At 63.5% G+C, this 16129-nt stretch carries 12 protein-coding genes; 3 read left to right on the top strand and 9 right to left on the bottom strand.

Features of this window, described 5'->3' with window-relative positions; translation table 11 throughout:
* Nucleotides 1-92: 92 nt before the first annotated feature.
* From C8D72_RS12335 to pilM, 8 genes are all read right to left on the bottom strand, one after another.
* Nucleotides 93-1460: a CitMHS family transporter gene (locus C8D72_RS12335; protein ID WP_115854730.1), complete on the bottom strand. Its 1368-nt coding sequence runs from the start codon at nt 1458-1460 to the stop codon at nt 93-95.
* Nucleotides 1461-1813: 353 nt separating this feature from the next.
* Nucleotides 1814-2896, bottom strand: coding sequence for a 3-dehydroquinate synthase (gene aroB, locus C8D72_RS12330; RefSeq protein WP_115855117.1), 1083 nt, complete (start codon nt 2894-2896; stop codon nt 1814-1816).
* A gap of 66 nt (nt 2897-2962) precedes the next feature.
* Nucleotides 2963-3532: a shikimate kinase AroK gene (gene aroK, locus C8D72_RS12325; protein WP_115854729.1), complete on the bottom strand. Its 570-nt coding sequence runs from the start codon at nt 3530-3532 to the stop codon at nt 2963-2965.
* Entirely contained in the window at nt 3532-5700 is a 2169-nt protein-coding gene (locus C8D72_RS12320) for a type IV pilus secretin PilQ (RefSeq protein ID WP_245955245.1), read from the bottom strand. Before C8D72_RS12320 ends, aroK begins: the two co-directional genes overlap by 1 nt.
* Complete coding sequence (locus tag C8D72_RS12315; RefSeq protein WP_115854728.1) at nt 5697-6230, bottom strand: pilus assembly protein PilP; 534 nt, start codon at nt 6228-6230, stop codon at nt 5697-5699. Before C8D72_RS12315 ends, C8D72_RS12320 begins: the two co-directional genes overlap by 4 nt.
* Nucleotides 6227-6883 (bottom strand): type IV pilus inner membrane component PilO, encoded by a 657-nt coding sequence (locus tag C8D72_RS12310; RefSeq protein ID WP_245955244.1) that lies wholly within the window; start codon nt 6881-6883, stop codon nt 6227-6229. Before C8D72_RS12310 ends, C8D72_RS12315 begins: the two co-directional genes overlap by 4 nt.
* Nucleotides 6880-7488 carry a PilN domain-containing protein gene (locus C8D72_RS12305; RefSeq protein ID WP_115854727.1) on the bottom strand — a complete coding sequence of 203 codons (609 nt, stop codon included), beginning with the start codon at nt 7486-7488 and terminating at the stop codon, nt 6880-6882. Before C8D72_RS12305 ends, C8D72_RS12310 begins: the two co-directional genes overlap by 4 nt.
* Complete coding sequence (pilM, locus tag C8D72_RS12300) at nt 7485-8540, bottom strand: type IV pilus assembly protein PilM (RefSeq protein ID WP_115854726.1); 1056 nt, start codon at nt 8538-8540, stop codon at nt 7485-7487. Before pilM ends, C8D72_RS12305 begins: the two co-directional genes overlap by 4 nt.
* Before the next feature lie 281 nt (nt 8541-8821).
* Between pilM and C8D72_RS12295 the strand changes: the two genes are divergently transcribed.
* A complete protein-coding gene (locus C8D72_RS12295) occupies nt 8822-11353 on the top strand; it encodes a penicillin-binding protein 1A (protein WP_115854725.1) in 2532 nt (843 codons plus the stop codon).
* A gap of 63 nt (nt 11354-11416) precedes the next feature.
* On the top strand, nt 11417-12256 hold the full coding sequence (locus C8D72_RS12290) for a DUF481 domain-containing protein (protein ID WP_245955243.1): 840 nt from the start codon (nt 11417-11419) through the stop codon (nt 12254-12256).
* A 71-nt stretch (nt 12257-12327) separates the two neighbouring features.
* Here the strand turns inward: C8D72_RS12290 and C8D72_RS12285 are convergent, their stop codons facing one another.
* A complete protein-coding gene (locus tag C8D72_RS12285) occupies nt 12328-13599 on the bottom strand; it encodes a malic enzyme-like NAD(P)-binding protein (RefSeq protein WP_115855113.1) in 1272 nt (423 codons plus the stop codon).
* A gap of 231 nt (nt 13600-13830) precedes the next feature.
* Between C8D72_RS12285 and C8D72_RS12280 the strand changes: the two genes are divergently transcribed.
* Complete coding sequence (locus C8D72_RS12280; protein WP_115854724.1) at nt 13831-16065, top strand: primosomal protein N'; 2235 nt, start codon at nt 13831-13833, stop codon at nt 16063-16065.
* The last annotated feature ends 64 nt before the right edge of the window (nt 16066-16129 follow it).

The following is a 16129-nucleotide window of genomic DNA, read 5'->3' as shown; positions in this document are numbered from 1 at the left end:
GGATCGCATGCCTGTGCCATTGATGGCAAAAGGCCCGGAAGTCACTTCCGGGCCAGACATCGACAGGAATCAAAGCGGTCTGATGCGTCGACTCAATACAGGCCGAACAGGTAGCCGAATACCATCATGATGAGACTGAATCCCCACAGGTAGAGGAAGGCGTAGCGGATATAGCGCCCCATCTCGAGGCCGGCCAGCCCGAGGGCCAGCCACAACGCCGGGGAAAACGGACTGATGAAGGTGCCCACGATGCTGCCGATCGACATGGCATGCGCCACCGAGACCGGATCCACCCCGGCACTGCCCGTAATCTGCTGAATGACCGGCAAAAGCGCGAAGTAGTAGGCATCGGTGCTGGTCAGAAGCTCCAGCGGCACGCCCATGATGCCGACCAGAATGTGCAAAAGACCCACGGCCTGACCGGGCAGGATGCGCGTTACATCCAGAGCGATGGCTTCCAGCATGCCGGTGCCGTTGAGAATGCCCAGAAAGGCGCCGGCGGCGGCAATGATGGCGCCCATGTTGAAGGCCTGCGGGGCGTATTGCGTGATCACGCGCGACTGCGCCGACAGGCTCGGATAGTTGAGCAGTAGTGCCACGGAGAGCGACAGCATGAAGATATAGGCCGGGGCCATCAGCCCCAGCGCCAGCGATACGACCGTCACCAGCGTCAGCGCGGCGTTGATCCAGTAAAACCGCGGCATGCCCTCATGCGCCCCGGAAGTCCGTCCACTGGGATCGGCATCATGCGCAGACGCGTCGGTGGCCGTACCGCTGGAGGCAATATCCATGCTGCTGCCCGGCGGATAGTTGTGCGCAATGGCCGCCTCCATCCCGCCGAGGGCTTCGATGCGCCGCTTTTCCCGCAGCCCCAGCAGAAGCGCCCCGATCACGGCCAGTACGATGCCCACCAGCTGCACCGGAATCAGCCCGTGCCAGAGCTTATCGGGAGAAATATCGGTCACGGCTGCGGCACGCCCGATCGGCCCGCCCCAGGGCACCATGTTCAAAAGGCCCATGCTGGTCGCCATCAGGGTCAGCATCAGATAGGGGCTCATGCCCAGCCGGCGATAGAGGGGAATCAACGCCGGCATCACGATCAGAAAGGTGGCCGCTCCGGCACCGTCCAGGTGCACGCAGGCCGATACCAGCGCGGTCATGACCGCCACGGCCACCACGTTGCCGCGCGTCAGCTTCACCATGCCGGTAATCAGGGGGTCAAAGAGCCCGCGTTCCTTCATGATGGAGAAAAACAGGATAGCGAACATGAACATGAAGGCGACGCCCGCCACCTTGTTCACACCCTGCTGAAAGAATTCCGAGATCTCATTGATACCAAAACCGGCCAGCAGCGCACCGACAAAGGGGATGGCGCTAAGGGCGATAATCGGGATGACCTTTTCAAACAGCAAAAGGGTCACGATGGTAATGATGATGGCAAGGCCTATGAGGGTCAGCACCTTTCCTCTCCCGCGGTTGTTGTCTTGATGGGAAGCTGCCGGCATCGGGCCGGCTGGAGAACAATCGAGCGAGACTAGAGGGCCGGGCACCGGCAAGGCAAAGCTTACACAATTGAAAGAAAAGGGTTTTTGGGAGCGGTCGCGACGACACAATAAGACCTTGGTCTCAGGGGTTGCCGGCCCGATGATAACCATTGTTATTCACGGCGGCTTTCAAGCCTCAAACCTGTCAGAAATGAAAGCCTCGATCGATGTAGCAACACTACTAAAGTCGAAATAAAAAAATGGCCGATGCGCTGTCGCATCGGCCACTGTGACAGGGCAACGCCCTGGATCAGAAAAGGCGCATCAAACTACTGCCTTTCCCAGTTCTCCAGAAGCTCTCGGACTGTCGTCTCGTTGACCTCATCGGTAATACAGGCCTTACCCAGCGCCTTCAAAAGCACCAGTCGCAGGCGCGCATCGGTGACCTTCTTGTCCAGATGCATCAGCTCCAGAAAACGCTCGGCGCTGACCTCGGTCGGCGCATGACGCGGCAGCCCGGCGGCGTTGAGCAGGGACGCCACGCGCTCGAGGGTCGCCTCGTCCAGCCAGCCGAGACGCTGTGACAGGCCCGTGGCCATCATCATGCCGGCACCGACCGCCTCACCGTGCAACCAGTTCCCATAGCCCATGGCGGTCTCGATGGCGTGACCAAAGGTGTGGCCCAGGTTGAGATGGGCCCGTACGCCCTGCTCGGTCTCGTCTTCCACCACAATCTCGGCCTTGATGGCACAGCTTTTGAGGATCGCCTCGGTCAGAAGCGGCGCCTCCAGCGAGCGCAGGCCGGCCATGTTGTCTTCAAGCCAGGTCATGAAGTCCACATCGCGGATCAGACCGTATTTGATGACCTCGGCAAGCCCGGCGGTCAGCTCACGCGCCGGCAGCGTGTTAAGCGTATCGGTATCCACGATCACCGCACGCGGCTGATGAAAGGCACCGATCATGTTCTTGCCGCGGGGATGATTGACCCCGGTCTTGCCACCTACCGAGGAGTCCACCTGCGCCAGCAGCGTGGTCGGCACCTGGATAAAGGCGATGCCGCGCTGATAGCTGGCCGCCGCGAAACCGGTCATGTCGCCGGTCACGCCGCCACCCAGCGCGATCAGGGTGGCACGCCGGTTGAAGCCGGCCGCCAGCAGGGCGTCCCAGATGCGCTCGACGTGCTCGAGATTCTTGGTCGCCTCACCGTCGGGCAGGATCACCTCATGGACATCGTAATCGGCCAGCGTCGTCTTCAGTCGCTCGAGATAGAGCGGCGCCACCGTCTCGTTGGTCACGATCATGACCTGACGCCCGGTAAAATGCGGGGTCAGAAGCGAGGCGTCATCCAGAAGGCCGGGACCGACATGAATGGGATAGTGACGATCCGGCAATTCCACCGTGAGGGTCTGCATCTGCGACATCCGTTGATCAGTAAGGAATAGATGGCGGCGCCTCATGCCGGCGCCAACAGTCATCGGCTAAAGCGAATAGCCCGGCAGGTCGGAGTGACAGCCACGCGAGGTGCTGGTCGCATAGCGCCGGGTACGCCGTCGGATCTCGGCGACCACCGAGCGCGGGCTGCGCCGGTCGGTGCTGACAATCAACGTCGCGGTATCGCGATAAAGCGGGTCACGCAGCTCCAGAAGCTCGCGCAGGCGCTGCTCCGGGTCGGCGCACTGTAAAAGCGGGCGATTGCGATCGCGCGCCGTGCGCCGGAGCTGCTGCTCAACGGTAGTGGAGAGATAGATGACCACGCCCCGCTCACGCAACAGGCGCCGGTTGGTAGGATGCATGACTGCGCCACCGCCGGTGGCCATCACGATCCCCTGATAGCGGGTAATTTCATCAATGACCTGGGCTTCGCGAATGCGAAACCCGGCCTCGCCCTCGACATCAAATATCCAGGGAATATTGCAGCCACAGCGCTTCTCGATAACGTGATCGCTATCGAAAAAGTCACGATGCAGCTCGGCCGCCAGCGTGCGGCCGATGGTACTTTTGCCGGTCCCCATCGGACCGACCAGAAACAGATTGGGTAAAGCCTGCATTAGCGCACCGTCAGGGTGTCCTCAAGGATCCTTGGCGTAATGAACACCAGCAATTCTACCTTTTCATTGGACTGTTCGGTATAGCGAAACAGTCGACCAAGGCCCGGCAGGTCCCCCAGAAACGGGGTCTTGTACAGATTATTGACCTGCTCGGTAGAGAGGATACCGCCAAGTACGACCGTTTCACCATCGTTGACCAGCACCTGGGTCTGAATTTGATTGGTATCAATGGCCGGTACACCGTTGTACTGACTGCTGGAGACGTCGTCGTTATTGACGATCAGATCCATGATGATGCGATTGTCCGGCGTGATCTGGGGCGTGACCTCCAGTGACAGCACGGCCTCCTTGAACTGGACGGTGGTACCGGTCAGGGTGTTGTCCCCGCCCTGTTGATAGGGAATTTCCTGACCCTGCTTGATCAGGGCCGGATGCTGGTTGGCCGTGATCACCTTGGGCTGGGATATCGTTTGGCTCTTGCCTTCGGACTCCAGCGCATTGAGCTCCAGATCCAGCAGCACATCGCCGGAGAGATAGCCAAAGCTGAACCCGGTGGTCGGCGCCACCGCGTTGCCCAGATCCACGCTCAGCCCGCCGTTGGCCGCAATACCGCTGGACGCCCCGGACAGATTGATGCCGCTCGACGGCGTGCCCGGACGCGACAGCCCCCAGCGCACGCCCAGCTGATTGACCACCCGGTCACGGGCGATCACGATGCGTGCCTCGATCTGCACCTGCCGCACCGGCACATCCAGGTGGTCGATGGTGCGCCGGATCTGCTCGATACGCTCGCGGGTATCCTGCACCAGCAGCGTGTTGGTGCGCTCATCCACCGACACATGGCCGCGCTCGGACAAAAGCCCCAGCCCCTGATCACCGCGCAGAAGCGCTGCCATGTTGATCGCCTTGGCATAGCGCATCTGCAGATAGTCGGTGGTCAGCGCCTCATTGGCGGAAAGGCTCTGATCGGCCTGGGCGACGCGCTGCGCCATGCCGGCCAGCTCCTCACCGGGTGCCACCAGCAGCACATCACCGCTGCGCCGACTGGCAAGGCCACGGGTCTGCAAGATCAGATCGAGCGCCTGGTCCCACGGCACCTGGCGCAGGTTGATCGTCACGTTACCGCTGACGCTGTCGCTGACCACCAGGTTGAGCCCGACCTCATCGGCCAGAATCGACAGCACCGTGCGCACATCAATATCCTCGAAATTCAGCGAGATGCGCTTGCCGTCAAAGGGAAACTGCAACTGCTGACGATCAGCGGCCGCGGAATCCGCCGGCGAGACCCGAATGACCGCCTCGCTCCCGCGCTGGGTGGCCATCGCCACCGCACCCGGTTGCAGGGCCAGCGTCAGCACCACATCCTCGCCGGACTGTGAGGGCGTAATGCGCGACACGGGCGTGGCAAAGTCGCTGACATCCACGATGCGCTGCCACTGCGGGGTCAGACGCACGCCGCTCAAGCGCACGCGTGCCTGGCTGCCCTGCACATCCAGCTGCGGCGAGATGCCCTGACGGTCCAGGGTCACGATCAGCTCCCCGGCGCCCTGCCCGGCAGCGCGATAATCAATATCCTCGATCCGGGCGCGCGCGTCGCTCACCGCGGCGGTGCCGCTGTTATCGTAGCTACGACTGACCGCACCCCCTGCCTGCACGGCGGCAATGCGCTGCAAAAGATCACCGCCCTGGCCTGCGCTGCCGCCCTGCCCGCCTTCGCCGAGTCTGACCTCCAGCACGTTGCCCCGCGCAGAGAGCTGCCAGCCCACCGGGCGGGCCATGGCAAAAATGACGCGCAATTGATTCCCCGATACACGTGCCTCGGCCTCATCAACGCTCGTACCGGCCAGCGGCACTCGCGGTGCTGACAGGCGACTGCCGACGCCGTCGAAATCCAGCACCAGCCGCTGCGGCGCACTCAGCATGGTGGACTGCGGTACGTTGATGGCGCCGTCAAAGGTCAGTCGAACGACCTCCTGACCCTGACCGGCCGGCTGCCGCGAGATATCGGTTAATGATGCCGCACTGGCCAGCGAGGCGGTCAGAAACAGCAAAAGGCCCGATACCAGCGCTGTAACATGACGCCGGGATCGGCGGCACATCAGACCGGTGACAAGGCGCAGGCCGCTCGACAGCTGCCTGCGGTAAAGGTGGTGACCCTTGGGTGTCATGAGGTTGCTCCCAGCGTCAGCGTGCGGCTGACTTCGCTGAAACCGCCGCTGCCATCCGGCGCCAGCTCCGTAATCTCGATATGGTCACTGCCGATGCGCGTGACCCGTCCACTGTTCTCACCGATATGCTGCCGGTGCTGCAGGCGCACGACCCGGCCTTCCGGCGTGCGGATCAGCGCGATCGTGCGACCGTCCACGCTCAGGGTGCCCACCAGTCGCAGGGCGCTGAGCGCATAGCCTTCCAGCGGTTCGCGCACGCGACCGGGGTCCGGTCTGACGCTGCCCGACGGCGTCGCCTCAACAGGCGCGGCGGCGACCATGCCCGGGGCGGCGGCAAAGGGGCTGCGACGCTCGTGCGCGTCGTAGCGCAGCGGCTGATAGACCGGCTGCTCGGGCAGCGCGTCCAGATGTCCGACCGGGCGCTGACGCAGTGTCTCAAGCGCCGCATCCAGCTGCTCTGTCCTGTCCTGCTCGCAGCCCCACAGCCCCAGACACAGCGCCAGCACGATCAGGGGAGATGCCCTGTTCATGGCGTCACCGCCCCGGCCGACGCGACCTTGTTCTGTTCGGGCTCATAGCGATAGGTTTCGGCCTGCAGCGACAGCACCAGTGCCTCGCCCGCCTCGCCGTTGGCCGGTGCCAGGGTGAAATCGTGCAGGGTCACAATGCGCGGCAGCTCCGCCACCTGCGAAATAAAGGCGGCCAGGCGGTGGTAATCCCCGCGCACCTGAATATCCAGTGGCTGAGTGATATAGAAAGGATGTGCCTCGGGCGATGCCAGCCGGATGAAGTCGATCTCGAGCTGCTGCCCACGCGCGGCGTCGCTGATGTCGTCCAGCAGCGCCGGCACCTCACTGTCGGTGGGCAGCATGCTCAACAGCGTGCCCATGCGTACGTCCAGCTCCTGCATGCGTCGTTCCAGCAGCGGCAGATTGGCCGCCTGGAAAGCCCGCGTGGCGTACTGCGATTTCAGCGTTTCTACCTGCGCATGGGCCTCTTCCACCTCACGCGCCACGGGGGCGGCCAGAAACCACTGCGCCCCGAAGGCCACGATCAGCACCACCACCCCACAGACAAGCACGCGCAAAAGCCACGGCCAGCTGCCGCCCTCTTCGAAGCTCAGCTCGGAAAGGCGAATCTGGCGCAGGCGCTGCCATTCAAGACGCCAGTCGATGGGCTTCATGATGATGCCTCCGGCACAGGCGTCTGCCCATCATGCAGGGGATGCTCGGGCACCTGCAGGTTGAAACGCCGCTGGTTGGAGCGTTCGCTTTCGGCACGCACGTCCAGCAGCAGCGGCTCGCCCAACACCGCCGCAGTCGACAGCGCACGCATCTGATCGGACACCTGACGGTTGGTGGTGGCCAGCCCACTGATATCGAGCTGACCGTCATGACGCTCGACCCGGTCGTAGACCACCCCGTCGCCCAGGGTATCGGTCAGCGCCTGAAAGAGCGCCACCGTTTGAGAGCGGGAAAACTGCAGCTGGCGAATCAGCTCGATGCGGTCCTGCATCTGATGGCGCTTCTCCTCCAGCGCTTGCCCCTGGGTAATATCGTGCTCCAGCGCGTCCGTACGCTGCTGAATATGGGCAATATCGGCATCGATACGACTCAGCTGGTACTGATGATACTGCTGACACAAAAATCCGATGCCCAGTCCGAGAAGTGCGCTCAGCAACAGCCAGAGATGGAACCGGCGGGTCCGGCGCTCGCGCGCCTGCTCGCGCCAGGGCAGCAGGTTGATATCAATCTGAACGTCGCCCGGGGTTTCAATCACCGTGCTCATGACAACGATCTCATGGCCAGCCCGCAGGCGGTCATCATGGCGGGCGCGTCCAGGGCAAGGCTGGTATTGTCGATCCCGCTGCCGATGCGCATGGAGGCAAATGGGTTGGCCGGCACCACTTCAAGCCGGCTCTCCTCGGCCAGGCGTTCGGCCAGCCCCTCGATGACGCTGGAACCCCCGGCCAGAATCAGCCGCTCGATCTCACAGGCCCCGGCCGTGGTGTAGTAAAGCTTCAGCGAGCGCATGATCTGCTGCACCAGCGACTCCCGGAAGGGGTTCAGAATGCGCTGGCGATAGTCCGGCAGATCGTTGGTTTTCTTGGCACGCCCGGCCTCGTCAAAGGTCAGGCGATAGTGCTGGCGAATCTGATCGGTCAGCTGGCGCCCGCCCATGACGTTGTCGCGGGTATGGACGATGCGGCCGCGATGAAAGATGTGAAAGGCCGTCATGCTGGCACCGATGTCGATCAGGGCACTGCCCCGGTCGGGGTGATGGGTGATTCGGGAGAGCAGGTAGCGGGTCGCGCGCTCCATGGCGAACATCTCGACATCCACCACCGCGGGCTCGAGCCCCACCTGCTCCAGTACATCGGTGAGCAGCTGCATGTCCTGACGGCGGCAGGCCACCAGCAGGATATCCTGCTGATCGTCATAGCGGGCGTTGACGCCCAGACGCTGAAAGTCGAGCGTCACTTCATTGAACGGAAAAGGGATATGCTTGTCCGATTCCATGGCAATGCGCTGGGCAATATCGTTGTCGTTAAACGACACCGGCATGCTCAGCACCTTGGTGATCACGGCGCCGGTGGGCACGGCTACCACGGCACGACGCGCCCGTGGGCCGGCGTGATCAATGGCACGCGACAGCGCCATGACCACCTGATCCATGTCACGAATGCGCCGCTCCACCACGGCGCGATCCACCAGCGGGCGCACGGCCCAGGAGGCCACCCGCCAATGATCACCCGAGCGCTCAAGCTCAAGCAGCTTGACGGTGGCAGAGGTAATATCCACGCCGATCAAACCCTGTGTCGCACGTCCGAAACCCAGCACTCAAGTTCTCCGGCCAATGACCCGCTTCATGCGGACGTTGTTTATAACGTTTTGAAGACCACCATGAAGTCGCAAATAACGGGGTTTACGCACGCTTTAAACGGTTTTAAAAGCGATCACTCTGTGCTCGACTACCCATTAACGCTGGTCGCCCTGGCACCGGCTACTTATAATGCCCGGCTTGCTGGTTCCATATTCCCGCGCGGTCTTCGACGACGACGCCAGACGGTCACCGATGTCCTGCGGACCCAAGCCCGCCTCATTGACGGAACACGTGTTACATGACGTTCATCAAGCGCCTGGTTTTCCACCTCTTCTTCCTGCTGCTTGCCATAACGGCAGGCATTGCGCTTTCTGTAGCTGGCGCTGCGCTCTACTTTGCTCCCAGCCTGCCTGACGTTCACCAGCTGCAGGACTATCAGCTCGAGATGCCGCTGCGGGTCTATACCACCGATGACAAGCTCATCGGCGAGTTCGGTGCCCAGCGTCGCCAGATGGTCAAGGGTGACGAGATCCCGCAGGACTTCATCAATGCCCTGCTGGCGGCAGAAGATGCCGGTTTCTATCAGCACCCGGGCGTTGACCCGCGCGGTCTGGTGCGCGCCGCCCTCGAGCTGGGTACCAGCGGGCGTATCCGCTCCGGCGGCAGCACCATCACCATGCAGGTGGCCCGTAACTATCTGCTCACCCTGGATCAGACCTTTACCCGCAAGATCCGTGAAATCCTGCTGTCGCTGCAGATGGAACAGATTTTGTCCAAGCAGCAGATCCTCGAGCTCTACGTCAACAAGATCTACCTGGGCCAGGGCGCCTACGGCGTGGGCGCGGCAGCCGAGGCCTATTTCGACAAGCCGCTCGATGAACTGAGCCTGCCGGAACTGGCGACCATCGCCGGCCTGCCCAAGGCGCCCTCCAGCCTGAACCCGATCAGCAGCCCCCAGCGCTCGCTGATTCGCCGCAACTGGGTACTGCTGCGCATGCAGCAGCTGGGCCTGATCGACCAGAGCGCCTATCAGGACGCCGTTCAGGCGCCGATCGAAACCCGACGTCATCACACCCAGCCCGATGTCCAGGCGCCCTGGGTGGCCGAGATGGCCCGCCAGTACGCGCTGGAGCGCTTTGGCGAAGAGGCCTATACCGGCAACTACCGCATCGTCACGACGCTGGACAGCGAGATGCAGGAGGCGGCCCGCAACGCCCTGATCAATGGTCTGGTGGACTACGACACCCGCCACGGCTGGCGCGGTGCCGAAGAGAGCGATATCCCGGCCAGTCTGTCGGAGGCCCAGGACCGTACCGACCGCGCAGGGCTTGAAGAGGAGCTCTCCGAGTCGCCGGAAGTCGAAAGTACCGCCCGCGAGGCCGCGGCACGCAGCAAGACCACCGTGGCCGGCATCGACGGCGATGTCAGCAACTGGCAGCGCGTGCTGGACGCCACGCCGCGTCTGGGGCCGCTGCAGCCGGCCATCGTGATCGACACCGATGGCCGTACCATGCGTGTGCTTGATGACAACGATGAGGTCATCACCATCGAGTGGCCGGGCCTTGAATGGGCGGCACGCTATCTGAGCCCGCGCGGCCGGGCAGCGGCACCAGGCAGTGCCGGTCAGATCGCCGGTCGCGGCGATCTGGTGCGCATCATGGAGCGCACCCGCGGGGAGGGCTGGCGTCTGGCACAGATGCCGCAGGCCGAAGGTGCGCTGGTTTCTCTGGACCCGCAGACCGGTGCCCTGAGGGCACTGCAGGGCGGCTTCAGCTTTGCCAACAGCAAGTTCAATCGCGTTACCCAGGCGCGCCGCCAGCCCGGCTCCAACTTCAAGCCTTTTATCTATCTGGCAGCGCTTGAAAACGGCATGACGCCGGCCACCATCGTCAACGATGCGCCGATCGTGCAGGCCGGCATCGGTAATCAGGACACCTGGCGCCCGGAGAACTCCGAGCGCAGCTTTGGCGGTCCGACCCGCCTGCGAGTGGGTCTGTATCGCTCGCTCAACCTGGTGACCATCCGTACCCTGCAGTCGGTAGGCCTGGACAACACCATCGACTTTCTGGTCAACATGGGCTTTGAGCGCAACCGTCTGCCGCATGGCCTGTCGCTGGCGCTGGGCACGGCCGAGCTGACGCCGCTGGAGATTGCCCGTGGCTACGCCGAAATCGCCAACGGCGGTTTCCGCATCAAGCCGTGGTTCATCGAGAGTGTCACCAAAGGCGAGGATGGTCCCAACCTGCTGGAAGAGACCAATCCGCCGGCAGCGTGTCGCGAGTGCGACCCGATGGATGCCACCGTCACCATCGGTGATCGCACCTATCCGATCGCCGAGCGCGTGGCCTCGCCCGAGTCGGTCTATATGCTGCGCACCATGATGCGTGACGTGATTGAGCGCGGCACCGGTCGCGGTGCACTGTCGCTCAACCGCGGTGATATCGCCGGCAAGACCGGTACCACCAACGATCAGCGTGATGCCTGGTTCTCCGGCTTCAACAGCAACGTGGCCACCAGCGTCTGGGTCGGCAAGGATACCAACGAGACCATTGCCGAATACGGCGCGCAGGCGGCGCTGCCCATCTGGAAGGACTACATGGGGACGGTACTTCAGGGGACGCCGGAAGCGGCGCCGACCCCGCCCGATGATATCGTGACGGTGCGTATCGACCCCGACACCGGCAAGCGGCTGCACGATGAAGACGGTGGCGGCATTACCGAAATCTTCAGAAAGGACAACCTGCCGCCCTATCAGCAGCGCTCGATTCGTCCTGAACTTGAATCGGAAAGCGGCTCTCAGGGCACCGGCAGCTACGACGCCATTTTCTGATCGCGCCTACCTGCCTGTCCGGGCGCCCCGCCCGGACAGGTATCCACACCGCAGTGAAACTTCATGACCATGCGTTCACCCGTTCACGCCAACAACAGTGTCACGACGCCGGCTGCGCCGGTTGCCCTGTCCTGCCCGCCCCCGGCCCTGCGCCGGTGTCTCGGGCTTTTCGTGCTGACCGTACTGGCCTGCTGGCAAAACAGTGCCCAGGCAGCCGATTCGCTGTTTTATGCCCCGCCACCACCCAGCGATGACGCCGTGCCCTTTTCGGGCGCCATCGAGCTTGGCTATACGGCGCTGTCCGGCAATACCAATACCGAGACGCTGCTGGGCAAGGGCCGTATTACCTGGTACGACCAGGCCTGGACACACACCACCCGGGCCGAGGTCAAAAGCGTCAGCGACAGCGAAAACACCACCGCCGAGCAGTACCTGTTCAGCCAGCGCGAACGCTACTCGCTGGAGGATTCGCTCAACTATCTCTTCGGTCTGGCACGCTATGAAAAGGAGCGCTTCTCGGGTTATGACAATCAGTTCACGACCATTGTCGGCTACGGCCGCCAGCTCTTTGATACCGATCTTCAGGCCCTGTCGCTGGAGGCAGGCCCCGGCTATCGCTTTGATGACTACGAAAACGGCGGCAGCCGCCACATGATGCTGGGCTATCTGGCCGCGGACTATGCGCTGACGCTATCGGATACGGCCAGTTTCATTCAGCAGTTTTCGGTCGAAGGCGCCGAGGACAACGTGACGATTCGCTCCTACTCGGCCATTTCGGTAGCCATCAATTCAAGCCTGTCGCTGCGGGTGTCCCACGACATCAAAAGCAACTCCAGTCCGCCGCGCGAGGCGGATGCCCATACCGATCGCACCACGGCGGCCTCGGTGGTCTACAACTTCTAGCGTTTTCTGTCCGACATGAAAAAACCCCGCACCAGTGGTGCGGGGTTTCTGGTGTTGCCCGGGGCAATCCATCAGCCGCCGTAGACATCCTCGACGCTGGTCAGCGGATAGTGGGACGGATACGCCTTCGTCGCCACGCCTGAATCCACCGCAGCGCGGGCCACGGCCGAGGAGACCCGGTCCAGCAGGCGCGAGTCCATCGGCGTGGGAATGATGTAGCCGCGACCGAACTCGAGCGACTCAAGCTCGTAGGCCGTCAGCACTTCCGGCGTGACCGGCTCGCGGGCAAGGTCCTTGAGGGCGTGCACGGCCGCGACCTTCATCTCTTCATTGATTTCGCGTGCGCGCACATCCAGCGCCCCGCGGAAGATGAAGGGAAAGCCCAACACGTTGTTGACCTGGTTGGGGTAGTCCGAACGCCCGGTGGCCATGATCACATCATCCCGAGTGGCGTGCGCCGTATCAGGGTGAATTTCAGGATCGGGATTGGAGCAGGCAAACACCACGGGATTGGCCGCCATTTTCTCAAGCTGCTCGGGCGCAAACAGATCGGGGCCGGACAGGCCGATAAAGACATCGGCACCGTCAATGGCATCATCCAGACTGCGCTCGGAGGTAGTGGCCGCGTAGCGCGCCTTGAACTCGTTGAGATCATTACGACCGTCGTGGATGACGCCCTTGCTGTCGAGCATGCGGATGTTGTCACGCGCCGCGCCGCAGGCGATCAGCAGATCCATGCAGGCAATGGCGGCAGAGCCGGCGCCCAGACAGACGATGCGGGCATCTTTCAGCGTCTTGCCGGCAATATCCAGGGCGTTGAGCAGCCCCGCAGCGGTCACGATCGCCGTGCCATGCTGGTCATCATGAAAGACCGGAATATCGCAGCGCGCCTTGAGCTCGCGCTCGATCCGGAAACACTCGGGCGCCTTGATGTCTTCCAGATTGATGCCGCCCCAGGTCAGGGCAATGTGGGCCACGGTCTCGATAAAGACGGCGGGATCTGCCGTATCGACTTCGATGTCGATGGCATTAATGCCGGCAAAGCGCTTGAACAAGACGCCCTTGCCCTCCATGACCGGCTTGCTGGCCAGCGCCCCCAGATTACCCAGCCCGAGGATAGCGCTACCATTGGAGATCACGGCGACCAGGTTGCCCTTGCCGGTATAGCGATAGGCGTTTTCGGGGTCGCGGGCGATTTCACGTACCGGCTCGGCCACGCCCGGGCTGTAGGCCATGGCGAGATGTTTTGAGGAGCTGGTGGGTTTGGTGACTTCGATGCTCAGCTTTCCCGGAATGGGGTCGGCGTGATAATCCAGTGCTGCCTGTCTTTTATCCTGTGACATGTTTTTTATCCGATTGAAAATCAACGATCAATCCGGCGCAGCGTAACGAAAAAGCCTCATGCTCACAAGTTGACAACCCCGCCACACGCGTGGGTACACGGACACTACAAAAAGGTGTCACAGGATCGCCATCACGACCGATGCAGGGAACGTGCTACCCTGCCGCGGCCCGGAGGGTACCCCCTCAAAACGGGCCGGATTCACCCCTTTCATCTCTGGAGCAAGCCGACCGTGTCCACGTCCGGGCCTGAACGCGTGATTCTGGCAGTGGCCGTGCCCTCGCCGCTCAAGCGAGTGTTCGATTACCTGCCTACCCGTGAAACACCCGAGGAGGGCTGGGTGGCCGGCGTACGCGTGCGTGTCCCCTTCGGGCGGCGCTCGGTGGTCGGCGTGGTGGTCGAGATTCGATCTCACAGCGATGTCCCGCTCGATCGCCTGCGCCGCATCGAGACCCTGATCGACCGCAGCCCCCTGCCCGGCGACTGGCTGTGGCTGTGTCGCTTTGCCGCACGCTACTACCAGCACTCGCTGGGCGAGACCCTGAGCAGTGCCCTGCCGGCCCTGCTGCGCCAGGGTCGCCCGCTTCAGGCGCGCTCCCAGGCGCGCTGGTTTGTCACCGACGCCGGCCGGGCACCGAATGAGGCCCTGGCGCGCGCACCGCGCCAGGCCGAGCTGCTGGCCGCCATCGCCCAGCACCCGCGCGGGCTGGTGGCCTCGGCCATTACCGCGCTGGGGTTCAATCGAACGCAGCTTCACGCCCTGCGTGACAAGCAGTTGATCGACTGCCGCGAGGAAAGCCTGGCCGCCCCCGCCAGCGAGCGAGCCGCCACAACGCTTGCCGAACCCACGCTGCCGCTTAATCGGGAACAGTCGAGCGTGCTGGCCGAGCTTCATCAGGACATGGACCGGTTTGGAGTTTCGCTGCTGCACGGGGTGACCGGCAGCGGCAAGACCGAGGTCTATCTGCAACTGATCGAGGCGGTCATCGATCGCGGGCGCCAAGCGCTGGTGCTGGTGCCCGAAATCGGCCTGACACCGCAGACCCTGTCGCGCTTTCGCAAACGCTTCAACGCGCCGGTCATCACCCTGCACTCCGGGCTCAACGACAGCGAACGCCTGGACAGCTGGGAGGCGGCGCGTTCGGGACGCGCCGCCGTGCTGATCGGCACCCGCTCGGCGGTCTTTACCCCGCTGGCGCGCCCCGGCGTCATCATCGTGGATGAGGAGCATGACGGCTCCTTCAAGCAGCAGGACAGCCTGCGCTACCACGCCCGCGATCTGGCCATTGTCCGCGCCCAGCATCACGGCATCCCCATCGTGCTGGGCAGCGCTACGCCGTCGCTGGAAAGCCTCGCCCGCGCGCGTGACGGCCACTACCGCCACCTGCGACTGACCACCCGCGCCGGCAACGCCGCCCCGGCCGCACTGTCGCTGGTGGATCTGCGTGGCAAACCGCAGCGCGGCGGCCTCGGGCCGCAGGCGCTATCGGCCATCAAGGAGCATCTGCAGGCGGGGCGTCAGGTACTGGTGTTCGTCAATCGCCGCGGTTTTGCCCCGACGCTTGCCTGCCATCAGTGCGGCTGGCTGGCCGAATGCCCCCAGTGCGACGCCCGCATGACTCTGCACCGTGACCCGCACCGATTGATCTGCCATCACTGCGAGCAGCAGCGCGGCGTGCCGGACGCCTGCCCCAAATGCGCCAGCGCGGATCTCAGGCCCCAGGGTGCCGGCACCGAGCGCACCGAAGAAGCCCTGCAGGAGGCCTTCAGCGACACCCGTATTCTGCGCATCGACCGCGACAGCACCCGGCGGCGCGACGCGCTGGAACAGACGCTGACCGAGATCCGCCAGGGCAGCTCGTGTCTGCTGGTCGGTACCCAGATGCTGGCCAAGGGCCATCACTTTCCCCATGTCACGCTGGTGGTGGTGGTCAATGCCGACGGCGGGCTCTACAGCGCCGACTTTCGCGCGCTCGAGCACTCCGCCCAGCTGCTGACCCAGGTGGCCGGTCGCGCCGGACGCGCCCAGCATCCGGGACGCGTGCTGATCCAGACCCTGCATCCCGAGGACCCGAGCCTGAGACTACTGGTCGAGGAAGGCTATGACGCTTTGGCTGAATCGCTGCTGAGCGAGCGCCGCCTGGCCGGGCTGCCGCCCTTTCGCTTCATGGCGCTGATGCGCGGCGAAAGCGCACGCATGGAAGCCGTGATCGAGCTGTTCACCCAGGCCGGTGAGGCCATGCGAACGTGGCTAAAGGAGCGGGGGCTGGCCGTGCACTGTCTGGGGCCGGTCCCGGCGCCCATGGAGCGGCGTCAGAACCGCTATCACGCCCAGCTGCTGCTCAGCGCCGACCGACGCGGCGCCCTGCATGAGGCCAGCGCCTGGCTGGATGAATGGATGTCGCAGCAGGCCGATGCCCGACGCCTGCGCTACAGCATCGACATCGATCCGCAGGAGATGTGCTGAGCCATCGGGTGGTCGGCACACGCGCTCGATACACATCGGACACAATACCGGTTTTGACACTGTC

Source organism: Kushneria indalinina DSM 14324, from assembly GCF_003385845.1.
Lineage (GTDB): Bacteria > Pseudomonadota > Gammaproteobacteria > Pseudomonadales > Halomonadaceae > Kushneria > Kushneria indalinina.
The sequence above is the reverse complement of the archived record's forward strand: the minus strand, read 5'-3'. Positions and strand labels throughout refer to the sequence as shown.

Bases quoted from the DNA above. Each gene is read 5' to 3' on its own strand.
- aroB (WP_115855117.1), bottom strand. From the start codon at position 2,896: ATGCAGACCCTCACGGTGGAATTGCCGGATCGTCACTATCCCATTCAT.
- aroK (WP_115854729.1), bottom strand. From the start codon at position 3,532: ATGCAGGCTTTACCCAATCTGTTTCTGGTCGGTCCGATGGGGACCGGC.
- C8D72_RS12320 (WP_245955245.1), bottom strand. From the start codon at position 5,700: ATGACACCCAAGGGTCACCACCTTTACCGCAGGCAGCTGTCGAGCGGC.
- C8D72_RS12315 (WP_115854728.1), bottom strand. From the start codon at position 6,230: ATGAACAGGGCATCTCCCCTGATCGTGCTGGCGCTGTGTCTGGGGCTG.
- C8D72_RS12310 (WP_245955244.1), bottom strand. From the start codon at position 6,883: ATGAAGCCCATCGACTGGCGTCTTGAATGGCAGCGCCTGCGCCAGATT.
- C8D72_RS12305 (WP_115854727.1), bottom strand. From the start codon at position 7,488: ATGAGCACGGTGATTGAAACCCCGGGCGACGTTCAGATTGATATCAAC.
- C8D72_RS12295 (WP_115854725.1), top strand. From the start codon at position 8,822: ATGACGTTCATCAAGCGCCTGGTTTTCCACCTCTTCTTCCTGCTGCTT.
- C8D72_RS12290 (WP_245955243.1), top strand. From the start codon at position 11,417: ATGACCATGCGTTCACCCGTTCACGCCAACAACAGTGTCACGACGCCG.
- C8D72_RS12285 (WP_115855113.1), bottom strand. From the start codon at position 13,599: ATGTCACAGGATAAAAGACAGGCAGCACTGGATTATCACGCCGACCCC.